This window comes from Streptomyces sp. NPDC002328 (assembly GCF_042890065.1).
GTDB lineage: Bacteria > Actinomycetota > Actinomycetes > Streptomycetales > Streptomycetaceae > Streptomyces.
Window position 1 is genome coordinate 196789 of sequence record NZ_JBIARQ010000003.1, and the last position, 24725, is coordinate 221513.

The following is a 24725-nucleotide window of genomic DNA, read 5'->3' on the forward strand; positions in this document are numbered from 1 at the left end:
GTCCGGTTTCGCCCTCCCGCAGAGAATGCACAGACGTACCTTGACTAGCATGGACATACGCCGCGTCCCCTTCGACCACCCCGACGCCGTCAAGCTGAACGACGAGGTCCAGGCGGAGTACCACGAGCGCTACGGCGACGGCGGCGACGCCACCGCGCTGGAGCCGGCCGACTTCGAGCCGCCGCGCGGGATCTACCTCATCGCCTACGACGCGCTGGAGCGTCCCGTCGCCACGGGCGGCTGGCGCAGCCAGGACCACAACGGCGAGGGCAACGAGGACGGCGACGCCGAACTCAAGCGGATGTTCGTGATCCGGGAGATGCGCGGGCTCGGCCTGGCGCGCCGCGTCCTGACCGCGCTGGAGGAGGACGCCCGCGCGGCCGGCCGCCGCCGCATGGTTCTGGAGACCGGCACCCAGCAGCCGGAGGCCATCGCCCTGTACGCGTCCAGCGGGTACGAGCCGTGCGCGAAGTTCGGCTACTACCGGTTCCACGAGGAGAGCCGCTGCTACGCCAAGCCGCTCGGCTCGTGAAGCCCGCTCGGCTCGTCAGGTCCGGTCGGCTTCCGCGGGCCGGTCAACTTCTCAGGTAGGCCAGGACCGCCAGCACCCTGCGGTGGGTGTCGTCCGCCGGGGGCAGGTCCAGCTTCATGAGGATGCCGCCGATGTGTTTGCCGACGGCGGCCTCCGAGACGACCAGGGTCCGCGCGATCGACCCGTTGGACCTGCCCTCCGCCACCAGCGCCAGCACCTCCCGCTCGCGCGGGGTGAGCCGGGCCAGCGGATCCCGGCGGCGGCGCAGGAGTTGGCGGACGACCTCGGGGTCGACGACCGTGCCGCCGGCGGCGACCTCCCGCAGGGCGTCCACGAACTCCTCGACCTGGCCGACGCGGTCCTTGAGGAGGTAGCCGACGCCGGTGCCGTCGCCGGAGTCGAGGAGTTCGGCGGCGTAGGCGCGCTGCACGTACTGGCTGAGGACGAGGACCGGCAGCGCGGGGCGTTCCGCGCGCAGCCGGACGGCGGCGTGCAGACCCTCGTCCTGGAAGGCGGGCGGCATGCGGACGTCGGTGACGACGATGTCGGGTGCGTGCTCGGCGACCGCCGCGAGCAGGGCCGGCGCGTCGCCCACGGCCGCGACGACCTCGTGGCCGAACCGGGTGAGCAGGGCCGTCAGTCCGTCGCGCAGCAGGACGCCGTCCTCGGCGAGGACTACGCGCAGGCCGGTTCCGTCGGCTCGCAAGGGATCTCCACACGTAGCAGGGTCGGCCCGCCCGGCGGGCTGGTCAGCGTCAGTCTTCCATCGAGCACCGACACCCGGTCGGCGAGACCGGTGAGTCCGGTGCCGCGGGCGGTGTCCGCGCCGCCGCGGCCGTCGTCCTCCAGCTCCAGGACGAGCCGTCCGGCGCGGTGCCCGCCGCCGACCCGGGCGCGGCTCGCCCCGCTGTGCCGGGCGACGTTGGCCAGCGCCTCGCGGACCACGAAGTACGCGGCGGTCTCGACGGGCCGCGGAAGCCGGCCGGGCAGCGCGAGGTCCACGTCGACCGGGACGGGCGAGCGGTCGGCGGCGTCGGCGACGGCGGCCTCCAGGCCGTAGTCGGCGAGGACCTTGGGGTGGATGCCGTGGATGAGCTCGCGCAGTTCGGCGAGCGCGGCCCCCGCCGACTCGTGGGCGCGCGCGAGCTGTTCGGCGAGGGGTCCGCCGGGCGGGGCGTCGAGACGGGCCAGGCCGAGGCTCATCGTGAGGGCGACGAGGCGTTGTTGGGCGCCGTCGTGCAGATCGCGTTCGATGCGGCGGCGTTCCGTCTCGAAGGCGTCGACCAACCGGGCTCGGGAACGGGTCAGTTCGACCACCCTCGCCCGCTGGTCGCCGTCGTCCGGGGCGACCAGCAGCCGGGTCAGGGCGGCGCGGGCGCCGGCCGCGACGCCGAGGACGTGGGCCCCGGCGGCCAGCAGCAGCACGCCGAGCGCGGCGGCGGCCCAGGCGGTCGGCCAGTCGGTGACCATCCACACCTTCAGCACCTTCGCCTCCCGGCCCTCGCCGACCGTCGCCATCAGCAGCGGGGTCGCGGTCACCGTGAGGGGCGCGGCCAGGGCCACGCCGAGCAGCAGCGCCTCGGCCGGCCAGAGCAGGCCCGCGGTGAGCAGGGCGTGGCCGAGCTCGCGCCAGGTGGCGGGCTCGCGCAGCCGGGTGGTGAGCCAGCTGCGCAGGCCGGGGGCGGGCGGTTCGGCGTGCGGGTCGGGCGCGGGCGTGCCTGCGGGGGCGATCAGCCGCAGGCGGCGTCGTTCCAGGGCGGCCACGGGCAGCCCGGCGAAGGCCAGGGCCGCGACGAGGGGCAGCCCGACGAGGACGATCGCGAGGACGCCGCCCACGACCGCCCAAGCCACCAGCCCCACCAGGACCACGGCCCCGGTCAGCGTCCCCGACAGCAGGTAGGCGACGGCACGCCAGGGCCACGGCGACAGCAGGTAGCGCGGGCGGGCGAGGGCCTGCCAGACGGACGCGGGCGCTGCGGCCACGGTTCGGGGGGCTCGGAGGGGGCGGGGGAGCATGCCGATCACCGTAGAAGGGGGACGGGTCGCGGGCCATCCGTTCGGACGGAGGTCCGGGGGTATGCCTGGCCCTACCCCGGTTCTCGCCCCTGCCCCAGCGACCGGGAGCGCCGTCGCGCGGTTTCGTGGACCCGTCGAATCGTCGGAATCGTCAACGAGTGGGAGTACGGGCCGAGATGACCGAGTACGCCGTCCAACTGACCGCCGTGCGGCGCAGACACGGGTCCGCGACCGCCGGGGTGACCGCCCTCGACGACGTCACCCTCGCGCTGCCCCGCGGCTCCTTCACCGCCGTCATGGGACCGTCCGGGTCGGGCAAGTCGACGCTGCTCCAGTGCGCGGCGGGGCTCGACCGGCCCGACGCGGGCTCGGTGCGGATCGGCGGCATGGAGCTGACCGGGCTGAGCGAGCGGCGGCTGACGCTGTTGCGGCGCGAGCGGATCGGGTTCGTGTTCCAGTCCTTCAACCTGCTCCCGGCGCTGACCGCCGAGCAGAACGTGGCCCTGCCGCTGCGGCTGGCGGGCCGCCGGCCGTCGAAGGCCCGGGTGCGCGAGGCGCTGCGGCAGGTCGGGCTGGGCGAGCGCGGCGGGCACCGGCCCGGCGAGCTGTCCGGCGGCCAGCAGCAGCGGGTGGCACTGGCCCGCGCGCTGATCACCCGGCCCGAGGTGCTGTTCGGCGACGAGCCCACAGGGGCGCTCGACTCGACGACGGGCCGCGAGGTCCTGACGCTGCTGCGCACCATGGCCGACGACGGCCAGACGGTCGTGATGGTGACCCACGACCCGGTGGCCGCGTCCTACGCGGACCGGGTGGTGTTCCTGGTGGACGGCCGGGTGCACGACGAACTCACCGGGACGGACGTGGGCGCGGGTGTGGGCGCGGACGCGGAGATGATCGCGGCACGGATGGCGGGGCTGGAGAGCACCCGGTCGGAGGGGGTCCCGTGCTGAGCGCCGCCCTGCGCACTCTGCGCGCCCGTTGGGCGTCCTTCGTCGGCAGTTTCGTGGCCCTGACGGTGGGCGTGGGGCTGCTCGCCGTGATGGGGCAGGCGCTGGCCGCGTCGCGGGAGGCGCCGGTGCGGGCGCCGGAACGGTTCGCGGGGGCGTCGGCGGTGGTGGTGCGGGGTCAGGACACCCTGCGGGTGGACACGCCGATCGGCGCGCGTACGGCGGAGTTGGCGAGTCCGCGCGCCGTGCCGGACGCCGTCGTCGCCGCGTTGCGGGCGCTCGGGCCGGTCACCGAGGACCGTTCCTTCCCGGTGCGGGTCGCGGACGGCCCCGGCGGACTGGTCGGGCACCCGTGGTCGACGGCGCGTTTCGCCCCGTACGAGCTGAGCGCCGGCCGGGCTCCGCGCACGGACGGCGAGGTCGTGGTCACGGGCGGCTGGGCGGTCGTGGGCGAGCGGTTGAGCAGCGGGGAGCGGGTGGTCGGGACCGTGCGGGGGCTCGGCTTCGAGGACGCCGTGTTCCACACGGACGCCCGAGCCGCACAACTGTCGCCAGCCTTACGGCAGTTGGTGGTGGAGGCGGATTCGGCGGCGGTACGTACGGCGATACGGGCGGCGGTCGCCGGCAGCGGCGTCCGGGTGCTGACCGGGGGCGAACGGCGGCTGGCCGACGCCGATCCCGGCCGGGACGCGGAGGCGCTCACCGCGCTGAACGCGCTGTTCGGCACGGCGGGCGGGGTGACGGCGTTCGTGTCGGTGTTCGTCGTGGCCTCCACCTTCGCCTTCGCGGTCGAGCGGCGGCGAAGGGAGTTCGGCCTGCTGCGCACCGCCGGCGCCACCCCGGGTCAGGTGCGGCGGACGGTGCTCGCGGAGGCGCTGCTGGTCGGCGTGCTCGCCTCGGCGGCGGGGTGCGCGCTGGGGGCGTGCGCGGCGCCCCGGCTGGGCGAACTCGTCGTCGAGGGCGGCCTCGCACCGCGCTGGTACGCGATCGGCGGGGACGTCTGGCCGTACCACCTCGCCTTCTGGACGGGCCTGACGGTCGCTCTGGCCGGGGCGGTGACCGCGTCCTGGCGGGCGGGACGGACCGCGCCGGCACAGGCGTTGCGCGAGGCGTCCGTGGACGGGCGGGCGCTGACCTGGGCGCGACGGGCGTGCGGTACGGCGCTGCTGCCGGCGGCCGTGGCGACGCTGACGTACACGCTGCTGACCGAGCCGGGCGAGCTGCTGCACCGCAAGACCTACATCACCCGTCCGATGCTGCTGATCACGGCGGTGGCGCTGCTTGCGCCCGCCCTCGTACGGCCGTTGACGCCCCGGCTGCCCGGGACGACCGGGCTGCTGGTGCGGGCGCGGGCCGTCGCCGGGGTGCGGCGCACCGCCGCCGTCGCCGCGCCCGTCCTGGTCACGGTGGCCCTAGCCGGGTCCCTGCTGGGCGTGCCGGCCACGCTGGACGGGGCGCGGGCGGCGGAGGTGCGGGAGCGGACGACGGCCGACTTCGTGGTGACGCCGCGGACCGGAACTCCCATGGATGTGAGGGCACTTGGGCGGGTGCCCGGTGCCGTCGTCTCCCCCACCGCCGGGACCGCCGTGTACGCCCTGGAGGACGGGGTGGCGCTCGTGCGGTCCGAGGCGCGGGCCGTCGATCCGGCGCTCCTCGCGGGGACCGTGCGGCTGCCGGTGACGGCCGGGCGGGTCGAGGATCTCGACGACGGGTCGATCGTCGTCAACGAGGAGTGGGCCGAGCACCGGGTGGGAGAGACGGTGCGGGTGTGGCTCGGTGACGGCACGCCGAGGTCCCTGCGGATCGTCGCCGTGCTGGCCACCGGGACGGGGGACAACGGCGCTTACGTCACCGCCGCCAACGCGGGCGGGGCGGCCGTCGACCGGGTCGACGTACGGCTGCGGACGGGGGCCGACGCGCGAGCGGTCGCGGCGGGCCTGCGGGCGGTGGCCGGGGCGGACGTGTGGAGCAGGGCGCGCTGGGTGGCCGCCGCCGAGCCGCGGACCGACGGGACGACCCGGCTCGGGCTGTTCCTCGTCCTGGGCATCGCGCTCCTCTATACGGGCCTCTCGCTCGCCAACACCCTGGCCATGGACGCCGCCGGACGCGCCCGGGACCTCGCGGCGCTGCGGCTGGCCGGGGCGACCGCCGGCCAGGTGCTGCGACTGTCGGCCGCCGAGGCGCTGACGGTGGTGGCACTGGGCACGGCGCTGGGCCTCACGGTGACGGCGACCGACCTGGCCGCGACGGCCACGGCCCTGCACCTGCTGTCGGCACCGCCGACGATCGTCGTGCCGTGGACGGCCCTGGCCTGGACGACGGGCGCGTGCACACTGCTCGCCCTGACGGCCACCCTGATCCCGACGGCCTTGGCCCTGCGGCACCCACCGGGCACATGGCAAGGAGCCCGCTCCTGAAATCAGGAACGGGCTCCCATGCTGCGTGGACCTGAGGGGATTTGAACCCCTGGCCCCCTCGATGCGAACGAGGTGCGCTACCGGACTGCGCCACAGGCCCTTGCAACGAGTGAAACTCTAGCACCCCCATCGGGCTGCTTGGAAATCCGTTCCCCGGGCCCTGGCCGGGGGGAACGGGAGACCGTTCACTCGTTGGCGGCCCGGGGGCGTTCGCCGTCCTCGTACTGGTCGAACAGCGGGGTGCGGCCTCGTTCGCGCGAGCGGCGGGCGGACGCGGCGCGCCGTGCGTCGCTGCGCTCGCCGTCCTCCGCGCGGGCCGGCTCGTCGCCCTCGGCGTTCGACGCGGACGGCGCGGACGCGTCCGCGCTCGCTTCGGGCGTCTCCTGCTCCGGTGGGGCCGAGGAGCTCGAACGGGCCGAGCTCCAGGCGTCCGGCGCGCCCAGGTCCACGTCGGAGGTGGCGCGCGGGGCGACCGGGGCGGTCACGTACGTCGGCAGCGGGACCGGCACCGGGTCCCAGCTCTCGCCGTGTCCGGGCCGGCGCTGCCGCTCGCGCTGCTGGTCGACCCACTCGGCGTGGTCGGTCTGCTCGACGAGCGCCCTGCGGTCCGCGGCGAGCGCCAGCAGGCCGGGGTCGGTCTCCGGTTCGGTGACCTCGTGCGGCTCCTCTGCGCCGGCGTCGGCGCCGGTGTCCACGGACGACGCCTGGTGCGCCGTCCCGGACGCGGGGCCGCGCCGGCGGGGCTGACGTTCGCGCAGTCGCTGGGCGGCGGCCTCGGCGCGCCTGCGGTCCATGTGGTACGCGAAGCGCCGCCGCTCCTGGGAGCGCAGGTAGGCGATGTAGCCGCTGAGCAGGACGGCGGGCACGCCGGGCGCCCACAGGAACGCGAGCCCGCCGACGGCCGCGACGACCGCGCCCATGGTGAAGGCGAGGAAGAGCATCACCGTGGTGCGCCGGCGGCGCGCGAGCACCTTCGAACGCTGGGCGCGGGCGGCGGCGGCCTGTGTGGAGGCCGCGTCGGCCGCCGCGCCGGCCGCGGACGCCGCGGGCGCGGGCGTGCGGCGCGCTTCCGGCACCCGGGAGGGGGCCGGGGACGCGCCGGGCTCGGCTGCCGAGGCGGAAGCGGGCGCGGGGGCGTGCGTGGAGGCGTGCGCGGGGGCGGGCGCCGCATCGCGCATCGGCTCACGCGCCGGATCGCGCGCCCCCTCCGGGCGCGCCTGCTCGCGCTCCTGCACCGTCACCTTGGTCTGCGGACGGGTCGGGGGCATGGCGAAGGCCCGGACGTCCACCGACTCGGTGGGCGCGTCCGGAACGTCGGCGTCGGGCTCGTCCTCCTCGGTCGAGCGCGCCCGCAGGTCCTTGGCGTACCGGCGCTCCATGCCCGCCCGTCCGGACAGCAGCCGGATGGCGGTGCTGAAGCGTTCCGTCGGACGGGCTTCGTTCAGCTCGTCCTGCCTACGGAGCCACATCGGCACCAAGTAGGCGGCCCAGGCCCCGACGATGACTGCGTAGATGAGGCCGCTGCTGCTCACGTCTCACACGGTAGAGGGGTTTGCGGGAGGCCATCCGCCAATTGGGCCGGTGTGTCGCACGATCTGGCTGATATTTCGAACTTTTTTTGTGACCGATGCGATCAGCGGGCCGTCGGGCGGCGAATTCAATGCCCCCAAGACGGTCATCGCTCGATCAATTTCGAACACTTATTCAATTACCGGGGCTGGTCTGATTCCCCCGGGTGTTCTGCGGGTCACGCGGTGGCGAGGACTGGTCAAGGGGCCCGGACGGGTCGCCGGACAGGTCGCCGGACGCGGTGCGCGGACGGGAGCGCCGCCAGCGGCTCAGCAGCCCCTCCGGCACCTCCTCCGCCGTGAGCGCGAAGACGAGGTGGTCGCGCCAGGCTCCGTCGATGTGGAGATAACGGGGCCGCAACCCCTCCTCGCGGAATCCGAGTTTCTCCACGACCCGGCGGCTGGGCCGGTTCTCGGGCCGAATGCACACCTCGATGCGGTGCAGCCCGACGGTGCGGAAACAGTGGTCCACGACGAGCGCCACCGCCGTCGGCATCACCCCGCGCCCGGCCACCGACTCGTCCACCCAGTAGCCGACGTGCCCCGAGCACATGGAGCCCCAGGTGATCCCGGCCACCGTCAACTGGCCGACCAGACGGCCCTGGTACTCGATGACGAAGGGCAGCATCCGCCCCGCGTTCGCCTCCGCCCGCAGATGGCGCACCATCTGACGGTAGGTCGGCCGGTGCGCGATCGGCCCGCTCGGCGCGGGCGGCGGGATGGTCGCCTCCCAGGGGCGCAGCCAGTCCCGGTTGCGCCGGTTGATCTCACGCCAGGACCGCTGGTCGCGCAGCTTTATCGGCCGCAGGACGACATCGCCCTCCGCGAGCTCGACGGGCCAGGACAGGCTGTTCAGCGCGCACCCCCACTGCTGTCGCCGGGTCTGGGGTGGTCACCGCCGCGCAGCTGGTCGACGGCGTGGGTCAGCAGCGGCTCCAGGACGGCCAGCCCGTCCTTCACCCCGCCGGTGGAACCGGGCAGGTTGACGATGAGCGTCCGGCGCGCCACCCCGGCCAGGCCCCGGGAGAGCGCCGCGGTCGGCACCTTCTCCCGGCCGAACGCGCGGACGGCCTCCGCGATGCCCGGCACCTCGCTGTCGATCACCGCGCGGGTCGCCTCCGGCGTGCGGTCGGTGGGCGAGAGGCCGGTGCCGCCGGTGGTGACGATCACGTCGTATGCGGCCTCCACGCCGGCGCGCAGGGCCGCCTCCACAGGGTCGCCGTCGGGGACCACCTGCGGGCCGTCGACAGCGAAGCCGAAGCGCCGCAGGCCCTCGGCGACCAGCGGCCCGCCCCGGTCCTCGTAGACGCCGGCGGCGGCCCGGTTGGACGCGGTCACGACCAGCGCGCGGTACGGCGCGGACGCGGCCCGGTGCGCCCCGGCGCTCACGCCCGGCTCCAGTCGCCCGACTTGCCGCCCGTCTTCTCCTCCACGCGCACGTCCGTGATGACCGCTCCCTTGTCGACCGCCTTCACCATGTCGATCACGGTGAGCGCGGCGACGGAGACCGCGGTGAGCGCCTCCATCTCGACGCCCGTGCGGTCCGTCGTCCTCACCGTGGCGGTGATCTCCACGGCGTCGTCCGCGACCGACAGGTCCAGTTTCACACCGGAGAGCGCGAGAGGGTGGCACAGCGGGATCAGGTCGGGGGTGCGCTTGGCGCCCATGATGCCCGCGATCCGCGCGGTGGCCAGCGCGTCGCCCTTGGGGACCCCTTCGCCGCGCAGCAGCTCGACCACGCGGGGCGCGACGAGGACGCGTCCACTGGCGCGCGCGGTGCGCGCGGTCACGTCCTTGCCGGACACGTCGACCATACGGGCGGCGCCGGCGTCGTCGATGTGCGTCAGCCGGTCCTGCCCGCCGTGCCCCTGCTGCCGGTCCTGCCGGTCCTGCCTGCTCATACCGTGTCGCGCTCCCGGTCCGGGCCCGGCGCGGTGTGCGGCGCGCGGGCCTGTCGTGCGCGACACGGTACCCCCAACGGGGAGTGCTCAGCCGAGCAGGACCACCTCGACCTCGGCGCCCGGCTCGACCGACTCCACGTCCTCCGGGACGACGATGAGCGCGTCGGCGTGCGCGAGAGCGGCGATCAGGTGGGAGCCGGCTCCGCCGACCGGGCGGACGGTCCCGTCGGCGTGCTGGGCGCGCAGGAACTGGCGGCGTCCCTTGGGCGAGGTGAGCGCCTCGTCCGCGGTGAGCTTCGCGCGCGTGGTGGGCCGGTGGATGTCGGTCAGGCCCATCAGGGTGCGGATCGCGGGCCGTACGAACAGTTCGAAGGAGACGTACGACGACACCGGGTTGCCGGGCAGGGCCAGCAGCGGGATGTGGTCGGGGCCGATGGAGCCGAAGCCCTGGGGCTTGCCGGGCTGCATGGCGAGTCTGCGGAACTCGACCCCGCTGCCCGCCTGGTCCTCGTCCCCGACGTACGACAGGGCCTCCTTGACGACGTCGTACGCGCCGACGCTCACGCCGCCCGTGGTGACGACGAGGTCGGCGCGGACGAGCTGGTCCTCGATGGTCGCGCGGAGGGTCTCGGCGTCGTCGGCCACCGCGCCCACCCGGTAGGCGATCGCACCGGCGTCCCGCGCGGCCGCGGTGAGGGCGAAGCTGTTGGAGTCGTAGATCTGACCCTTGCCCAACTCCTCGCCGGGCTGGACGAGTTCGCTGCCGGTGGACATCACCACCACGCGCGGGCGGGGGCGCACCCGGACCGTGCCGCGGCCGATCGCGGCGAGCAGGGCGATCTGCGGCGGGCCGAGGACGGTGCCGGCGTCCAGGGCGCGGTCGCCGGCCTTCACGTCGCTGCCCTTCGCGCGTACGTGCGCGCGTGCCCCGGCGGGCCGGTACACGCGCACGTGGCCCGTGGCCTGCTCGGGGGCGAGGCTGCGGGCCCGCATCCCGTCGACCGGGCCCTCGCCGAGCCCCCCGTCGGTCCACTCGACGGGGACGACGGTCTCCGCGCCGTGCGGCAGCGGGGCCCCGGTCATGATCCGGGCGGCCTGCCCGGGTCCGACGTGCAGCAGGCCCGCCTGGCCCGCCGCGACGTCCCCGACGACCTCCAGGACCGCCGGGAACTCCTCGCTCGCGCCCGCCACGTCCGCGACCCGTACCGCGTACCCGTCCATCGAGCTGTTGTCGAACGGCGGCAGCGACACCGCCACCGTGACGTCGTCGACCAGGACGCAGCCCTGGGCGTCGGGCAGTTGCAGCTCGATCGGTTCGAGGGGGCGGACGGTGGCGAGGATGTCCTCCAGGTGCTCGTCCACCGACCAGAGGCGGTTTTCCTGCCCGGCGGTACGGGGCGCGGCGGTGCTCACTGTGGCTACATCTCCTCCGTGACGTAACTGCGAAGCCAGGTCCGGAAGTCCGGGCCCAGGTCTTCACGTTCGCACGCGAGTCTGACAATGGCCCGCAGGTAGTCGCTGCGGTCGCCGGTGTCATAGCGGCGGCCCTTGAAGACGACGCCGTGGACCGGGCCGCCGGCCTTCTCCGCGGCGGTGTCCGCCGACGAGTGCGTCTGCGCGAGCTGCTGGAGGGCGTCGGTGAGCTGGATCTCGCCGCCGCGTCCGGGCTCGGTCTTGCGCAGCACGTCGAACACGCTCGGGTCGAGGACGTAGCGGCCGATGATCGCGTAGTTGGAGGGGGCGTCGGCCGGGTCGGGCTTCTCCACGAGGCCGGTCACCTTGACGACGTCGCCGTCCTCGGTCGCCTCGACGGCGGCGCAGCCGTACAGGTGGATCTGCTCGGGCGCGACCTCCATGAGCGCGATGACGCTGCCGCCGTGCCGCTCCTGGACCTCGATCATCCGCTGGAGCAGCGGGTCGCGCGGGTCGATCAGGTCGTCACCCAGGAGGACGGCGAACGGCTCCTGCCCGACGTGCGGCGCCGCGCACAGCACCGCGTGTCCGAGGCCCCTGGGGTCGCCCTGCCGCACGTAGTGCATGGTCGCCAGGTCGCTGGACTCCTGGACCTTGGCGAGCCGGTTGGCGTCGCCCTTCTTCTCCAGCGCCGACTCGAGCTCGTAGTTGCGGTCGAAGTGGTCCTCGAGGGGGCGCTTGTTGCGGCCGGTGACCATGAGGACGTCGTCGAGGCCCGCGGCGACGGCCTCCTCGACCACGTACTGGATCGCCGGCTTGTCCACGACCGGCAGCATCTCCTTGGGAGTGGCCTTGGTCGCCGGCAGGAACCGGGTGCCGAGGCCGGCCGCGGGGATGACAGCCTTGCTGATCCTGGGGTGCGACTGAGTCATGCCGGCCACCATATCCGGTGCCCTGGACGGGAAACTGCACCCCCGGCTGCTTGATGCTCATATGAGCACATTGGTACTGCTTGAAGCGGGAGCGAACATATGGGGCACACCACCGGCGGCCCGGATTCTGCCAAGCGCAGGTTGCGGCGAGAGCTCCTCGCGGTGAGGAACGCGTTGCCGGCGGACGACCTGCGGGAGGCGGCCGCAGCGCTGGCCCGGCACGCCCTGGACCTGCCGGAGCTGGCCGGCGCCTCGACGGTCGCGGCGTACGTCTCCGTGGGCGGTGAGCCCGGCACGCTCGCCCTGCTGGAGGCCCTGCGCGCGCGGGGCGTGCGCGTCCTGCTGCCCGCGCTGCTGCCGGACGACGACCTCGACTGGGGCGCGTACGAAGGTGAGGGCTCCCTCGCGCGCGTGCGGCACGGCGGCCGGATGGCCCTGTTCGAGCCGTCCGGGGAGCGCCTCGGCCCGGACGCCGTGACGGACGCCGACGTGGTGCTGCTGCCGGGCCTCGCGGTCGACGCGCGCGGCATGCGGCTCGGGCGCGGCGGCGGCTCCTACGACCGGGTCCTGGCGCGTCTCGCGCGTTCCGGCTCCCGCGCCTCGCTGGTGGTGCTGCTGTACGACGGCGAGGTCGTCGAGCGCGTCCCGGAGGAGCCGCACGACGCGCCGGTGCACGCGGTGGTGACGCCTTCCGGGGTGCGCCGCTTCAGCTGAGCGGCACGACGTCCCGGCGCACTACTTCTGAAGTACGACAAGGGGCGCGCCACGCGTGTGTGCGTGGCGCGCCCCTTGTGGCCGCTCGGGCGGCCTGGACGGACGGGACGGCGTCAGGGCTTGAGCACGAGGGTCTCGCTCGTGCCGCCGTCGACCGCCTTCTTCGAGTAGGCCCAGTCGAGCAGCTCGCCCTTGGCCCACTTGCCCGTCTGGTCGGTGTAGTGGGCGCTGAAGGCGTGCCCCGAGGCGCCGGTGAGGTTGATCCACTTCGACTTGTCGAGGTCGGCGAGATTGACCACCATCCGCATGGACGGCACCCACACGACGTCGTAGCCGCCGGCGGCGTTCCAGCCGGCCGCGTTGACCGCCGCCTCGCCGCCGCTGAGCTCCCACGGGCCGCGGTTGAGGACGTACTGGAGGAAGCCGGGGCCGCTGGTGCCCAGGGTCTGGTTCTTCAGGAACAGGCGGTGCAGCCGGCCCCAGCTCCAGGTGTCGATGTCCTTGCCGAGCTTGGCGGTCAGCTCCCAGCGGGCGTCGATCATGGCGCGCTCGAACAGGTCGTCGCGGTTGTGGTCGGCGCCGGCGCGCCTGCCCGACTCGGGCGTCGTCCACCAGTCGCTGTCCGGCTTCTGCATGAGGTTGCGCACGACCTCGAACCAGCGGTCGCCGCCGTCCGGCTGCGCCTGCTCGGCGTCGCGCTGACCGCATTCGCGGACCTTGCCGGTGTCGTCGACGGGGCCGGTGTTGTTGACCGGGTCGACCCACAGGCACTGTCCCTCGACCCTCAGCTCCCTGGGCAGCTTGTTGCCGAAGGCCAGCTTGAGGATGTTGCGCCAGACCGCGTTGAAGTAGGCCGCGGCGGCCGAATCGGCGTCCTGCGTGTAGTCCCAGCCCTGGAGCAGGTCCTGCGCCTGGCGGACGTCCGGGTCCTTGAGGTTGAGCTTCAGCAGGGTGGGCACGAGCAGCCGCGCGATCTGGCTGTCGTTGTCCATCTGCATCTGGCGCATGTCGTCGGTGGAGATCTTGCCGTTGCCCTCGATCTTCTGCTTGATCAGATCGACGATGCGCTGGCTGCGGGTGCCGTAACCCCAGTCCTTGGTGAGCGTGTAGGGGTACTTGTCCGGGTCGACGACGGCCTGGTTGGCGGTGACGATGTAGCCGCGCGCCGGGTCGTACTCGAAGGGGAGCTTCTCGAAGTCGATGTACCCGGTCCACTGGTACTTCGGGTCCCAGCCCGGGGCGGGGACCGAGCCGTCGTAGCCCTTCGCGCGCGTGGGGATCCGTCCGGGCAGCTGGTAGCCGATGTGGTTGTCGGTGTCCGCGTAGACCAGGTTCTGCGAGGGCACGTCGAAGAGCTTGGCCGCGGCGCGGAAGTCGTCCCAGCCGGCCGCCCTGTTCATGGCGAACACTGCGTCCATGGAGGTGCCCGCCGACAGCGCGGTCCACTTCAGCGCCACGGCGTAGCCGTCGCCGCGGTCGGGCGCCTCATTGCCGACGCCGGCCTTCTGGCCGACCTTCACGAGCTCGTTGCTGCGGTCGGACAGCAGGGGCATGCCGTCCTCGGTCTGCCGGACGACGATCTTCTTGGGGGAGCCGCCGGCGACCTTGATGGTCTCCTCGCGCGTGGTGAACGGCTTCACCTTGCCGTCGTAGAGGTAGCCGTCGCCGGAGAGCTTCTCCAGGTAGAGGTCGGTGACGTCGACCCCGGAGTTGGTCATGCCCCAGCTGATCTTCTGGTTGTGTCCGATTATCACGCCGGGCATGCCGGAGAAGGTGTAGCCGGAGACGTCGTACTTGCAGGCGCTGGAGACGGTGCGGCAGTGCAGGCCCATCTGGTACCAGACGGACGGCAGCGAGGCCGACAGGTGCGGGTCGTTGGCCAGCAGCGGCTTGCCGGTGATGGTGTGCGAGCCGGCGACGACCCAGGAGTTGGAGCCGATGCCGTTGCCGTTCACGCCGACGGCCGTGGGCAGGTCGTCGAGGACGGCGTACAGGCCCGAGAGCTGGCTCTGCGCGTCGGAGCCCACGGCGCCGGCGCTGGTGCCGTCCGTGCTGCCGGACGTGCCCGTGCCGCCGGAGGAGCCGTCGGAGCTGCCGGAGCCGCTCGACGAGCCGCTCGACGAGCCGCTGGAGTCGCCCTCGGAGCCACTGGAACCGCTGGAGCCGCCGTCCTGCTCGAACGTCCCGGTCGACTCGTCGTACTGGCCCTCCTGGACGATCGCCTGGTTCCGGTCGTACGGGTAGGTCGGATAGAGGTCGGCGATCTGCTGCGGGCCGAGGCGGCTGGTCATCAGGGCGCGGTCGATCTCGTCCTGCATGTTGCCGCGCAGGTCCCAGGCCATCGCCTTCAGCCAGGCGACCGAGTCGACCGGAGTCCACTCGGCGGGCTTGTAGCTGTTGGCGAACCCGAGGGCGGCGTACTCCAGGGAGATGTCCTCGCCGTCCTTGCCCTTCAGATAGGCGTTGACGCCCTTGGCGTAGGCCTCGAGGTACTTCTTCGTGGCCGGCGACAGCTTGGTCTCGTACTCCTGCTTGGCGATGCGGTCCCAGCCGAGGGTGCGCAGGAACTCGTCGTTGTCGACCTGGCTCTTGCCGAACATCTCCGACAGACGCCCGGAGGTCATGTGCCGGCGCACGTCCATCTCGTAGAACCGGTCCTGCGCCTGGACGAAGCCCTGCGCCATGAACAGGTCGGCGTCGGAGGACGCGTAGATCTGTGGGATGCCGTAGCCGTCGCGTTTGACGTCGACCGGCCCGGACAGGCCCTCCAGCGTGAGCGAGCCCTCGGTCTGCGGGAAGGAGGCCCGCACCGTGCTGATCGACCAGTAGGCGCCGTACGCGATGCCGCCGATGATGGCCAGCACCAGTACGAGCACGATAAGACGGGCTTTGCGCCCCTTCTTCCTGCCGGACTTGCCGGGCTTGTCACCCGTTGTGGCGGTGGTGTTGGGGGGCATCGCTGTCCTTGCTGTCCTAACGCGAGCGGCAGGGCGGGCTGTCCTTTTGAATGAGCGCTGGAGCAACCATAGGCGCAGGGGTCCGAGGCACTTGACGCGGAGTCGGCAACGGGCCCGGAAGGACGTTCGATCTTGCCCGTGCGAACGTCAAGAAATCGTCAAGAGTTAGGTAAGGTAACGAAGTAGTTGGGCTCGCGGCGTGCCGCCTCGTGTCCGATGTACATGTGCACACGCGCGCGCGTCGCGCGCGCCGGGAAAAAGGGAACAGCCGCTGACTGTCCACCACCTCAACCAGCTCCTGCTCGTCTGCTCGCTCGTCCTGCTCGTCGCCGTCGCCGCGGTCCGGATCTCCTCGCGCAGCGGGCTCCCCAGCCTGCTCGTCTACCTGGGCATCGGCGTCCTCATGGGCCAGGACGGCATCGGCGACATCCACTTCGACAACGCCGAGCTCACCCAGGTCATCGGCTATGCCGCCCTGGTCGTGATCCTGGCCGAGGGCGGCCTCGGCACGAAGTGGAAGGAGATCAAGCCGGCCCTCCCGGCCGCCACCGCGCTGGCCCTCGGCGGCATCGCCGTGAGCGTCGGCGTCACCGCGGCGGGCGCGCACTACCTGGTCGGGCTGGAGTGGCGGCAGGCGCTCATCATCGGGGCGGTGGTGTCCTCCACGGACGCGGCGGCGGTGTTCTCCGTGCTGCGCAAGATCCCCCTCCCCGCGCGCGTGACGGGCACGCTGGAGGCCGAGTCCGGCTTCAACGACGCCCCCGTGGTCATCCTGGTCGTCGCCTTCTCCACCGCCGGACCGGTCGAGCACTGGTACGTGCTGATCGGCAAGATACTGCTGGAGCTGGCCATCGGCGCCGCCATCGGCGCGGCGGTCGGCTTCCTCGGCTCCTGGGGACTGCGGCACGTCGCGCTGCCCGCCTCCGGCCTCTACCCGATCGCCGTCATGGCCATCGCCGTCGTCGCCTACGCGGCCGGCGCGATCGCCCACGGCAGCGGCTTCCTGGGCGTCTACCTCGCCGCGATGGTCATGGGCAACGCCAAGCTGCCGCACTGGCCCGCCACGCGCGGGTTCGCCGACGGCCTCGGCTGGATCGCCCAGATCGGCATGTTCGTGCTGCTCGGCCTGCTGGTCACCCCGCACGAGCTGGGCGACGACGTGGTGCCCGCGCTGCTCATCGGCCTGGTGCTCACCATGGTGGCCCGCCCGCTCAGCGTCGTGGCCTGTCTGACGCCGTTCCGGGTGCCCTGGCAGGAGCAGACGCTGATGTCCTGGGCGGGACTGCGCGGCGCGGTGCCCATCATCCTGGCCACGATCCCCATGGTGCAGGGCGTCGAGGCCAGCCGCACCATCTTCAACATCGTCTTCGTGCTGGTCGTCGTCTACACCCTGGTGCAGGGGCCGACGCTGCCCTGGCTGGCCCGCAAGCTGCGCCTGGGCGAGGACGCCGAGGCCGCCGACCTCGGCATCGAGTCGGCGCCCCTGGAGCGGCTGCGCGGACACCTGCTGTCCGTCGCGATCCCCGAGGGCTCCAAGATGCACGGCGTCGAGGTCAACGAGCTGCGGCTGCCCGCGGGGGCCGCCGTCACCCTCGTCGTGCGCGACGAGAAGTCGTTCGTGCCCCTGCCGACGACGGTGCTGCGGCGCGGCGACGAACTCCTCGTCGTCGCCACCGACCCCGTTCGCGACGCCGCCGAACGACGACTGCGCGCCGTCGGCCACGGCGGCAAGCTCGCCGGCTGGCTCGGCACCGACGGAACCGGCCCCGGCGGGCGTTAAGAACAGGTTTCGCACCGTTCACACCGCCCCCGATCACAGGCGGGGCAGTCCATGGTGCTCGTTTTCACAGGTCGGACGGCGAATGATCTCTGTACAATGAAGGCGCACCTTGATCGAACCAACTCTGCCTGACGCAGAGCTGGCGCGACCGTATGGCGGCCGGAACGACCTCCGCAGTGAGCGCCGGTATCTACCGCGTACGCGCAAGAGGACAGCTCTCGGCGCCCCCGCAGCCCCGGGGTCGCGCTACCAGGCGGCAGAAAGGCACGGGCCGTGGCATCCACGGTCACCTCCGAGCCGTCGAAGCAGTCGAAGGACTCGTCGGCCTCCCCCCGCCCCGGATACGGGCGACTGCTGCGCACGCGCGGCGCATGGACGTTCCTGCTGCCGGGCTTCGCGGCACGCCAGCCGTTCGCGATGCTCACCCTCTCCATCGTGCTGCTCGTGCAGCACACCACCGGCTCCTACGGCGCGGCCGGCGCCGCGGCGGCCGTCACCGGCGTCTCCATGGCGCTCTTCGCGCCCTACAGCGGCCGTCTCGCCGACCGCTACGGCCAGCGCGCCGTCCTCGTCCCCGGAGTGCTCCTGCACACCGTGGCCGCCCTCACCCTGACGGCCCTCGCCCTGGCCGACGCGCCCCTGTGGGCGCTGTTCGCCGCGGCCGTGCCCACCGGCGCCTCGGTCCCGCAGGTCGGCCCCATGGTGCGCGCCCGCTGGGGCGTGAAGCTGAAGGGCTCGCCCCTCATGAGCACCGCGACGGCCTTCGAGTCCGTCACGGACGAACTGACCTTCGTCGTCGGCCCCCTGCTGGCGACCGCCCTGTGCACCGCCGTGAACCCGGCCGCCGGCCTGGTCACCGAGGCCACGCTGACCCTCGTGGGCGGACTGCTGTTCGCCGCGCAGAAGAGCACCCAGCCCTCGGTGGCCGCCGCCGACGGCCACGCACGCGTGAAGCACGACTCCGCCCTGCGCGTCCCCGGCGTGCGCGTGCTGATCGTGACCTTCCTGGGCATCGGGGCCGTCTTCGGCGGCATGCAGGTGTCGCTGGCCGCCTTCACCGAGTCGATCGGCGAGCCCGGCCTGAACGGCGTCCTGTACGGCACCTTCGCCGCGGGCAACATGCTCTCCGGGCTGGTCTGCGGCGCCGTCGCCTGGAAGGCCGCCCCGCAGCACCGCCTCGTCGTCGCCTACGCCGCGCTGGCGCTGGCGGCCTCCGGCCTGTGGACCGCCCACTCGGTGCTCGTGCTGGCCGGCCTCGGCCTCCTGGTCGGCATGTGCATCGCGCCCGCCCTGATCACCGGCTACACGCTGGTCGAGAGCCTCGTGCCGGCCGGGGCGCGCACCGAGGCGTTCACCTGGCTGACGGGCGCGGTGGCGCTCGGCCAGGCCGCGGCCGTCACGGTCGCCGGCCAACTGGAGGACCGCTTCCACACCGGCGCCGGATTCCTGGTCCCGCTGGGCGGCACGCTGCTGGCCCTGGCGGTCCTGCTGGCGCTGCGTTCCCGGCTGGTGGGGAGCCCCCGGAACCTCACCGTCGCACGTGGCGTCGGTCACCGCGCGCCGGTGACAGTGGACTGATCCCCCGGAATACGTCACTATGGATCGTCGTTAGCACTCATCGAGTGAGAGTGCCAGGAGGAAGACAGTGCCGACCTACCAGTACCAGTGCACCGAGTGCGGCGAGGGCCTCGAGGCGGTGCAGAAGTTCACCGACGACGCCTTGACCGAGTGCCCCGAGTGCGGTGGCCGCCTCAAGAAGGTGTTCTCCGCGGTCGGCATCGTCTTCAAGGGCTCCGGCTTCTACCGCAACGACAGCCGCGGCTCCTCGTCGAGCAGCTCGCCGGCGTCGAAGTCGTCGACGTCCTCGGACTCGTCGTCGTCTTCTTCTTCATCTTCGTCGACGTCCTCTTCGTCGTCCTCCTCGGCGTCGAAGTCGTCCGGCGCGAGCACGTCCGCCGGCACTTCCGCCGCGTAGGGATCGCTTTCGGGACCCTGTCGTCGTACGACACGACGACAGGGTCTTCGGCGTGTCCGGAGCGGGAGGGCTGCCGGTCTGCGGCCGTGGAGCGGGAGCCGGGCCGGGGCCGGCCGGTGTTCGATTGCGGCTACTGTGCTGGTCATGGCGAACGCAGAGATCGGCGTAATCGGCGGTTCGGGCTTCTACTCGTTCCTCGACGACGTGACCGAGATCCAGGTGGACACCCCGTACGGACCGCCCAGCGACTCCCTCTTCCTCGGCGAGATCGCCGGCCGGCGGGTCGCCTTCCTGCCCCGGCACGGACGCGGCCACCACCTCCCGCCCCATCGCATCAACTACCGGGCCAACCTGTGGGCGCTGCGCTCGGTCGGCGCGCGCCAGATCCTCGGTCCGTGCGCCGTGGGCGGGCTGCGCCCCGAGTACGGGCCGGGCACGCTGCTCGTGCCGGACCAGCTCGTCGACCGTACGAAGTCCCGGCCGGGGACCTACTTCGACGGGCTTCCGCTGCCCGACGGCACGGTGCCGAACGTGGTGCACGTGTCGCTGGCCGACCCCTACTGCCCCGTCGGGCGCTCGGCGGCGCTGAAGGCCGCGCGCGGCCGGGAATGGGAGGCGGTGGACGGCGGGACCCTGGTCGTGATCGAGGGGCCGCGCTTCTCGACCCGCGCCGAATCGTTGTGGCACCAGGCGCAGGGCTGGTCCGTGGTGGGCATGACGGGCCATCCGGAGGCGGCGCTCGCCCGTGAACTGGAGCTCTGCTACACCTCGTTGACCCTGGTCACCGATCTGGACGCGGGCGCCGAGACCGGCGAGGGCGTCTCGCACGAGGAGGTGCTGCGGGTGTTCGCGGCGAACGTGGACCGACTGCGGGGCGTGCTGTTCGACGCGGTGGCGGCACTGCCGGCGAAGGACGAACGGGACTGCCTGTGCACGACGGCGCTGGGCGGGCTGAATCCGGGGTTCGCGCTGCCGTAGGGCGGGGAGGCGGGGCGGGCCGGGAGCGGGGCGCGGACGGCCGTGCGGAAACGGGACTCGACGGCCTCGGCGATGCGCCACCCGTAGCCCTGGCCCCGTACGGCCGCGTCGACGATCAGCAGCCCGATCCACGGGTCCGGGTCGGCCGGGTCGGGGTGGTGGGCGAGGGTGATGACGACTCCGACGAGCCGCCCGGCGTCACGGGCGAGCAGCACCTCCACGTCCGGGTTCGCCAGCTCCCGCGCCAGCGCCGCCGCGACCTGCTCGGGACGGATGTCGTCCGGGTCGGGGAAGTCGCCACTGAGCGCCTGGAACTCGCGGTTCGAGGCGTACAGCGCGGTGATTTCGAGGAGCGGGGCGGCCGGGACCGCCGGGACCGCCGGGACCGCCGGGACCGCCGGGGCGGCCGGGGTCAGCCGGGGGCGGCCGGGGGCGGCCGGGGGCGGAATTCGCCGTTCGGGTGAGGGAGTTGTCCACAATCACTCGGCGGTCCACGGGCCCCGGCGAGCGGCGGCGAGATGACCGATCGTGGTCTCGCAGGCCGATTCCTCGTCGCTGGTGGTGATCCCGTGTCCTTCGCTCCCTCTCCCTCTCCCTCTCCCTCTTTCTTCGCCCCGACTCCGTCTTCCTCGACCCGAACTCCCTCTCCCCCGCCTACGACTTCCCGTCCGCCCGGCACGGAGGCTCCCGCGCCGTGCGAGGTGCCGCAGTTCCCTCCCGTGCGGGTGCGGGGCGGGCGGTATCAGGCGCGGCGGCTGGTGCGCAGCCGCAGGCGGGCTGTAGCGCTGGGGCTCGCGGTGACGGCGGCGGCGCTCGTGGCGGCGGGTCCGGGCGAGGCCGACGGGGCCCGCGGACACCCCGGCGAAGGTGTTAAGCGGACCGGCGCCCTCCCGGCGACGGACGATCCGGTACGCCGTCGACCCGCCGCCGAGACGGTGGTGGCGGCCCCGGTGCGGATCGCCGACGCGGCCACCGTACGGCTGCTGCGCCCCGGGGACCGTGTCGACGTCATCGCCGCCGAGCAGACGGCGACGGGCGGGGAGGCGCGGACGGTGGCGCGCCGGGCGCTGGTGACGAAGGTGCCGGAGCCCCTGGGCGAAGAGATCGACGGCGGTGCGCTCGTCGTGCTGTCGGTGCCACGGACCACGGCGGCGCGGCTGGCGGGCGCGAGCGCGACGGCACGGCTGGCGGTGACGCTCTGGTGAAGCTCGTGGTGCGGTTTCTGCGCGGTTCGGTGTCGAATCCTACCGAGGCGCCCCCTGACTGGACACGGCCCGCTCGCCCTGACGTAGGTTGCGGAGCTGTTCTTTCCACAACCTGTGCAGAGGAGTGTCCCCGAGGTGAGCGAGAACAAGAAGGAACCGAGCGTCTTGCAGGGCTTCAAGGCCTTCCTGATGCGCGGGAACGTCGTCGATCTGGCCGTGGCGGTGGTGATCGGCGCGGCCTTCACGAGCATCGTCAACTCGGTGGTGAAGGGCATCATCAACCCGCTGGTCGGCGCGATCGGCACGAAGAACCTCGACCACTACAGCTCGTGCCTGAGCTCGTCCTGCGAGGGCGAGCAGGGCATCCAGCTGCTGTGGGGCTCGGTCCTCGGCGCGACGCTCAGCTTCGTGATCACCGCGGCGGTCGTCTACTTCCTGATGGTGCTGCCCATGGCCAAGTACCTGGCGAGGGTGGAGGCGCGCAGGAAGGCGAAGGAGGGCACGCAAGAGATCATCGAGGTGACCGAGCTGGAGGTGCTCAAGGAGATCCGCGACGCGCTGATCGCCCAGCAGCAGCAAGGCGGTCAGCCGGGCACGGGATTCGGCCAGGGCCCCGGCTCGGGGTTCGTCCCCGGCCCCGGCACCGGTCCCGGATCGGGGGTCGGCTCCGGCGGTCGCTAGCGGGGCCGGCGCGGCCGGTTCAGAGGTGGTGGGGCGGCTTCTCGTCGAGGAAGCGCTTCAGGTCGGCCGCGCTGTCGCCGCCGGCCCCCGGACGCTCGCCCCACCCGCGGTCCGTGTCGTCCGAGGACTGCTGGTCCAGGGGGTCGTCGAAGATCAGCGCGGGCTTCGGCTCGCGCGGCTCGGGAGCCGAGGGGGTGGTCATGCCTCCAGGGTACGGCCCCGGCGGTGACGGACCCGCGAGACTGGCCCGCATGACAGTTGACGCTCTGACGGACGTCGCCGGTGTGCGGGTGGGTCATGCCACGCGCGTCGGCGGCGGTTGGCTCACCGGCACCACGGTCGTCCTCGCGCCTGAGGGCGGGGCCGTGGCCGCCGTGGACGTACGCGGCGGCGGCCCCGGCACGAAGGAGACCGACGCCCTGGACCCGCGCAACGTGGTGCAGCGGGTCGAGGCGGTCGTCCTGACCGGCGGCAGCGCCTACGGGCTCGACGCGGCGTCCGGGGTGATGGCCTGGCTGGAGGAGCGGGGGCGCGGAGTGTCCGTCGGCCCCGACCCGGCCCACGTCGTGCCGGTGGTGCCCGCCGCCTGCGTCTTCGACCTGGGGCGCGGCGGCGACTTCCGGGCCCGTCCGGACGCGGCCACCGGCCGGGCGGCGGTCGAGGCGGCCGCGGCGACCGGACCGGGCGCGCCGGTGCCGCAGGGCTGCGTCGGCGCCGGGACCGGTGCGGTGCTCGGGCCGATGAAGGGCGGGGTCGGCAGCGCGAGCGTCGTCCTCGACTCGGGGGTCACGGTGGCGGCGCTGGTGGTGGCCAACGCGGTGGGTTCGGCGCTGGATCCGGAGACGGGGGTGTTGTACGGGGAGCTGTTCCAGGGGCGGGTGGAGTATCCGGAGGATCGGGTGCGGGACGCGGCACGCCGCCGCCTGGCCGAGTCCGCCGCGAGGAACGCGCCGCCGCCGCTGAACACGACGCTCGCCGTCGTCGCCACCGACGCGGAGCTGACGAAGGCCCAGGCGCAGAAGCTCGCCGGCACGGCGCACGACGGCATCGCGAGAGCCGTGCGGCCGGTCCACCTCCTCAACGACGGCGACACGGTCTTCACCCTGGCGACGGGCGCCCACCCGCTCCCCGCCGACCGGCCGCTCGCACTGAACGACATCCTCGCGGCGGGAGCGGACATGGTCACCCGGGCGATCGTGCGGGCGGTGCGCGCCGCCGAGTCGGTGAAGACGGGAGCTGACGAGGGGTGGCCGTCGTACACGGAGCTGTACGGCGTGCGGGAGTGAGGGGCCCTCCCAGCGCGCATTGCAGGGCGCGAGCGGCGATTGTCTTGGTTCTGTCACGCGAATGTGCCAACGGGGTTCAGCGGGAACCCAGTTGGGCGGTGCGAGCCTCTTCCTCGGCGTAAGGAGCGGATCTCGTATATCGCATGAAGATGGAGCAGCCCGTGACAACGCCGGACATAGCAGCGCGGCGCGTACTGGGGGCCTGTGCCGCCCTCGTGGTCGGCGCCCTGACCCTGACCGCTTGCGGCGGCAGCGCCAACGCCGAGGACGACGGCAAGGGGGGCAAGAACGGCAAGGACTCCGCCAAGACGGCCACCGCGAAGATCGCCATCTCGGCGAAGGACGGCTCGACCGGCGCGTCGATCAACTCGACGGGGGTCACGGTGAGCGGCGGCGAACTCACCGCCGTGAAGATGACGGTGGCGGGTTCGGGGCAGGCCGTGGAGGGTTCGCTGGCGGCCGACGGGAAGAGCTGGAAGCCGAAGCAGCAGCTGGAGCGCGGCACGAAGTACGAGATAGCGGCGACCGCGAAGGACGCGAACGGCCGGACGGTGGCCGCGGACTCGGCCTTCACCACGGTCACGACGGCCGGCAGCTTCGTCGGGACGTACACGCCGGACGAGGGCACGACGGTCGGCGTGGGGATGCCGGTGTCGTTCACCTTCGACAAGGCGATCACCGACAAGAAGGCCGTGCAGTCGCACATCACGGTGACGTCCAGCAGCGGACAGAAGGTGGTCGGGCACTGGTTCGGGTCGCAGCGGCTCGACTTCCGGCCGCAGGAGTACTGGAAGGCCGGCTCCAAGGTCACGATGAAGATCGACCTGGACGGGGTGGAGGGCGCGAACGGCGTCCACGGGGTGCAGAAGAAGACGGTCAGCTTCACCGTCGGGCGGTCGCAGGTGTCCACGGTCGACGTGAACACGCAGACGATGACGGTCGTGCGGGACGGCAGCACGCTGCGGTCGGTGCCGATCTCGGCGGGCAGCTCGGAGTTCACCACGTACAACGGGCAGATGGTGATCTCCGAGAAGTTCAAGCAGCACCACATGGACAGCAGGACGGTCGGCCTGGCCAACGCGTACGACATCCCGGACGTGCCGCACGCGATGCGGCTGACCAAGTCGGGCACGTTCATCCACGGCAACTACTGGTACAACAAGGGCAATCCGCCGTTCGGCCGGGAGGGCACCAGCCACGGCTGCGTGGGGCTGCAAGATGTGCGGGGCGCGCAGGGCGACACCCCCGCCAAGTGGTTCTACGACAACTCCGTCGTCGGGGACGTGGTGATCGTCAAGAACTCCGCCGACAAGCCGGTGGCCCCGGAGAACGGGCTCAACGGCTGGAACATGGCGTGGAGCGAGTGGACCGCCGGGAGCGCGGTGTGACGGGGCTCCGGCCGGGTTCCGGCGGGAGGGGCCGC

The 24725-nt window shown here is 73.0% G+C and carries 22 protein-coding genes, 1 tRNA gene and 1 pseudogene; 12 read left to right on the top strand and 12 right to left on the bottom strand.

Features of this window, described 5'->3' with window-relative positions; translation table 11 throughout:
• Nucleotides 1-49 precede the first annotated feature (49 nt).
• A complete protein-coding gene (locus ACFYX4_RS10575) occupies nt 50-532 on the top strand; it encodes a GNAT family N-acetyltransferase (RefSeq protein WP_389329175.1) in 483 nt (160 codons plus the stop codon).
• Nucleotides 533-575: 43 nt separating this feature from the next.
• On the opposite strand, the gene ACFYX4_RS10580 is transcribed toward ACFYX4_RS10575, so the two are convergent.
• Both ACFYX4_RS10580 and ACFYX4_RS10585 read right to left on the bottom strand, forming a co-directional pair.
• Complete coding sequence (locus ACFYX4_RS10580) at nt 576-1238, bottom strand: response regulator (RefSeq protein WP_389329178.1); 663 nt, start codon at nt 1236-1238, stop codon at nt 576-578.
• Nucleotides 1208-2548, bottom strand: coding sequence for a sensor histidine kinase (locus ACFYX4_RS10585; RefSeq protein WP_389329181.1), 1341 nt, complete (start codon nt 2546-2548; stop codon nt 1208-1210). The genes ACFYX4_RS10580 and ACFYX4_RS10585 overlap by 31 nt, the downstream gene beginning before the upstream one ends.
• A gap of 176 nt (nt 2549-2724) precedes the next feature.
• On the opposite strand from ACFYX4_RS10585, the gene ACFYX4_RS10590 reads away from it, so the two are divergent.
• Together ACFYX4_RS10590 and ACFYX4_RS10595 are read left to right on the top strand one after the other, a co-directional pair.
• A complete protein-coding gene (locus ACFYX4_RS10590; RefSeq protein ID WP_389329184.1) occupies nt 2725-3498 on the top strand; it encodes an ABC transporter ATP-binding protein in 774 nt (257 codons plus the stop codon).
• Nucleotides 3492-5912: an FtsX-like permease family protein gene (locus tag ACFYX4_RS10595; protein WP_389329187.1), complete on the top strand. Its 2421-nt coding sequence runs from the start codon at nt 3492-3494 to the stop codon at nt 5910-5912. Before ACFYX4_RS10590 ends, ACFYX4_RS10595 begins: the two co-directional genes overlap by 7 nt.
• A 26-nt stretch (nt 5913-5938) precedes the next feature.
• On the opposite strand, the gene ACFYX4_RS10600 is transcribed toward ACFYX4_RS10595, so the two are convergent.
• The 7 genes from ACFYX4_RS10600 to galU all read right to left on the bottom strand — a co-directional run bounded on the left by ACFYX4_RS10600 (nt 5939) and on the right by galU (nt 11726).
• A tRNA-Ala gene (locus ACFYX4_RS10600) sits at nt 5939-6012 on the bottom strand.
• An 85-nt stretch (nt 6013-6097) separates the two neighbouring features.
• Nucleotides 6098-7444, bottom strand: a complete 1347-nt coding sequence (glpR, locus tag ACFYX4_RS10605) for a gephyrin-like molybdotransferase receptor GlpR (RefSeq protein WP_389329190.1) — start codon at nt 7442-7444, stop codon at nt 6098-6100.
• A 172-nt stretch (nt 7445-7616) separates the two neighbouring features.
• Nucleotides 7617-8336 carry a GNAT family N-acetyltransferase gene (locus ACFYX4_RS10610; RefSeq protein ID WP_389330219.1) on the bottom strand — a complete coding sequence of 240 codons (720 nt, stop codon included), beginning with the start codon at nt 8334-8336 and terminating at the stop codon, nt 7617-7619.
• Complete coding sequence (locus tag ACFYX4_RS10615) at nt 8333-8881, bottom strand: molybdenum cofactor biosynthesis protein B (protein WP_389330222.1); 549 nt, start codon at nt 8879-8881, stop codon at nt 8333-8335. The genes ACFYX4_RS10610 and ACFYX4_RS10615 overlap by 4 nt, the downstream gene beginning before the upstream one ends.
• Entirely contained in the window at nt 8866-9381 is a 516-nt protein-coding gene (gene moaC / locus ACFYX4_RS10620) for a cyclic pyranopterin monophosphate synthase MoaC (protein WP_389329193.1), read from the bottom strand. The genes ACFYX4_RS10615 and moaC overlap by 16 nt, the downstream gene beginning before the upstream one ends.
• Before the next feature lie 87 nt (nt 9382-9468).
• On the bottom strand, nt 9469-10794 hold the full coding sequence (gene glp, locus ACFYX4_RS10625) for a gephyrin-like molybdotransferase Glp (RefSeq protein WP_389329196.1): 1326 nt from the start codon (nt 10792-10794) through the stop codon (nt 9469-9471).
• Nucleotides 10795-10799: 5 nt separating this feature from the next.
• Complete coding sequence (gene galU / locus ACFYX4_RS10630) at nt 10800-11726, bottom strand: UTP--glucose-1-phosphate uridylyltransferase GalU (RefSeq protein WP_389329199.1); 927 nt, start codon at nt 11724-11726, stop codon at nt 10800-10802.
• A 99-nt stretch (nt 11727-11825) separates the two neighbouring features.
• Between galU and ACFYX4_RS10635 the strand changes: the two genes are divergently transcribed.
• On the top strand, nt 11826-12440 hold the full coding sequence (locus tag ACFYX4_RS10635; protein ID WP_389329202.1) for a 5-formyltetrahydrofolate cyclo-ligase: 615 nt from the start codon (nt 11826-11828) through the stop codon (nt 12438-12440).
• Nucleotides 12441-12553: 113 nt separating this feature from the next.
• On the opposite strand, the gene ACFYX4_RS10640 is transcribed toward ACFYX4_RS10635, so the two are convergent.
• On the bottom strand, nt 12554-15397 hold the full coding sequence (locus tag ACFYX4_RS10640) for a penicillin acylase family protein (RefSeq protein WP_389329205.1): 2844 nt from the start codon (nt 15395-15397) through the stop codon (nt 12554-12556).
• Between the two features lie 199 nt (nt 15398-15596).
• Here ACFYX4_RS10640 and ACFYX4_RS10645 point away from each other — a divergent pair, with 199 nt between their 5' ends.
• The 4 genes from ACFYX4_RS10645 (at nt 15597) to ACFYX4_RS10660 (ending at nt 20130) form a co-directional block, all read left to right on the top strand.
• Nucleotides 15597-17177, top strand: coding sequence for a potassium/proton antiporter (locus ACFYX4_RS10645; protein WP_389329208.1), 1581 nt, complete (start codon nt 15597-15599; stop codon nt 17175-17177).
• A 273-nt stretch (nt 17178-17450) separates the two neighbouring features.
• Complete coding sequence (locus ACFYX4_RS10650; protein WP_389329211.1) at nt 17451-18755, top strand: MFS transporter; 1305 nt, start codon at nt 17451-17453, stop codon at nt 18753-18755.
• A 67-nt stretch (nt 18756-18822) separates the two neighbouring features.
• On the top strand, nt 18823-19152 hold the full coding sequence (locus ACFYX4_RS10655; protein WP_389329214.1) for an FmdB family zinc ribbon protein: 330 nt from the start codon (nt 18823-18825) through the stop codon (nt 19150-19152).
• Nucleotides 19153-19296: 144 nt separating this feature from the next.
• On the top strand, nt 19297-20130 hold the full coding sequence (locus ACFYX4_RS10660) for an S-methyl-5'-thioadenosine phosphorylase (protein WP_389329217.1): 834 nt from the start codon (nt 19297-19299) through the stop codon (nt 20128-20130).
• 53 nt (nt 20131-20183) lie between these two features.
• Here the strand turns inward: ACFYX4_RS10660 and ACFYX4_RS10665 are convergent.
• A pseudogene (locus ACFYX4_RS10665) lies at nt 20184-20609 on the bottom strand (GNAT family N-acetyltransferase); the annotation flags it as partial.
• A 90-nt stretch (nt 20610-20699) separates the two neighbouring features.
• Between ACFYX4_RS10665 and ACFYX4_RS10670 the strand changes: the two are divergent.
• Complete coding sequence (locus tag ACFYX4_RS10670; RefSeq protein ID WP_389329220.1) at nt 20700-21335, top strand: hypothetical protein; 636 nt, start codon at nt 20700-20702, stop codon at nt 21333-21335.
• Nucleotides 21336-21524: 189 nt separating this feature from the next.
• Nucleotides 21525-22016: an MscL family protein gene (locus ACFYX4_RS10675; protein ID WP_389330225.1), complete on the top strand. Its 492-nt coding sequence runs from the start codon at nt 21525-21527 to the stop codon at nt 22014-22016.
• 19 nt (nt 22017-22035) lie between these two features.
• Here the strand turns inward: ACFYX4_RS10675 and ACFYX4_RS10680 are convergent, their stop codons facing one another.
• Nucleotides 22036-22218, bottom strand: coding sequence for a hypothetical protein (locus ACFYX4_RS10680; protein ID WP_389329223.1), 183 nt, complete (start codon nt 22216-22218; stop codon nt 22036-22038).
• A 49-nt stretch (nt 22219-22267) separates the two neighbouring features.
• Between ACFYX4_RS10680 and ACFYX4_RS10685 the strand changes: the two genes are divergently transcribed.
• Together ACFYX4_RS10685 and ACFYX4_RS10690 are read left to right on the top strand one after the other, a co-directional pair.
• Nucleotides 22268-23302: a P1 family peptidase gene (locus ACFYX4_RS10685; protein ID WP_389329225.1), complete on the top strand. Its 1035-nt coding sequence runs from the start codon at nt 22268-22270 to the stop codon at nt 23300-23302.
• Between the two features lie 161 nt (nt 23303-23463).
• Nucleotides 23464-24690 (top strand): Ig-like domain-containing protein, encoded by a 1227-nt coding sequence (locus ACFYX4_RS10690; RefSeq protein ID WP_389329228.1) that lies wholly within the window; start codon nt 23464-23466, stop codon nt 24688-24690.
• Nucleotides 24691-24725 lie beyond the last annotated feature (35 nt).

Excerpts from the sequence above, each read along its gene's own strand:
- ACFYX4_RS10575 (WP_389329175.1), top strand. The coding sequence starts at position 50 with ATGGACATACGCCGCGTCCCCTTCGACCACCCCGACGCCGTCAAGCTG.
- ACFYX4_RS10585 (WP_389329181.1), bottom strand. The coding sequence starts at position 2,548 with ATGCTCCCCCGCCCCCTCCGAGCCCCCCGAACCGTGGCCGCAGCGCCC.
- ACFYX4_RS10590 (WP_389329184.1), top strand. The coding sequence starts at position 2,725 with ATGACCGAGTACGCCGTCCAACTGACCGCCGTGCGGCGCAGACACGGG.
- moaC (WP_389329193.1), bottom strand. The coding sequence starts at position 9,381 with ATGAGCAGGCAGGACCGGCAGGACCGGCAGCAGGGGCACGGCGGGCAG.
- galU (WP_389329199.1), bottom strand. The coding sequence starts at position 11,726 with ATGACTCAGTCGCACCCCAGGATCAGCAAGGCTGTCATCCCCGCGGCC.
- ACFYX4_RS10635 (WP_389329202.1), top strand. The coding sequence starts at position 11,826 with ATGGGGCACACCACCGGCGGCCCGGATTCTGCCAAGCGCAGGTTGCGG.
- ACFYX4_RS10640 (WP_389329205.1), bottom strand. The coding sequence starts at position 15,397 with ATGCCCCCCAACACCACCGCCACAACGGGTGACAAGCCCGGCAAGTCC.
- ACFYX4_RS10660 (WP_389329217.1), top strand. The coding sequence starts at position 19,297 with ATGGCGAACGCAGAGATCGGCGTAATCGGCGGTTCGGGCTTCTACTCG.
- ACFYX4_RS10675 (WP_389330225.1), top strand. The coding sequence starts at position 21,525 with ATGCGCGGGAACGTCGTCGATCTGGCCGTGGCGGTGGTGATCGGCGCG.
- ACFYX4_RS10680 (WP_389329223.1), bottom strand. The coding sequence starts at position 22,218 with ATGACCACCCCCTCGGCTCCCGAGCCGCGCGAGCCGAAGCCCGCGCTG.
- ACFYX4_RS10685 (WP_389329225.1), top strand. The coding sequence starts at position 22,268 with ATGACAGTTGACGCTCTGACGGACGTCGCCGGTGTGCGGGTGGGTCAT.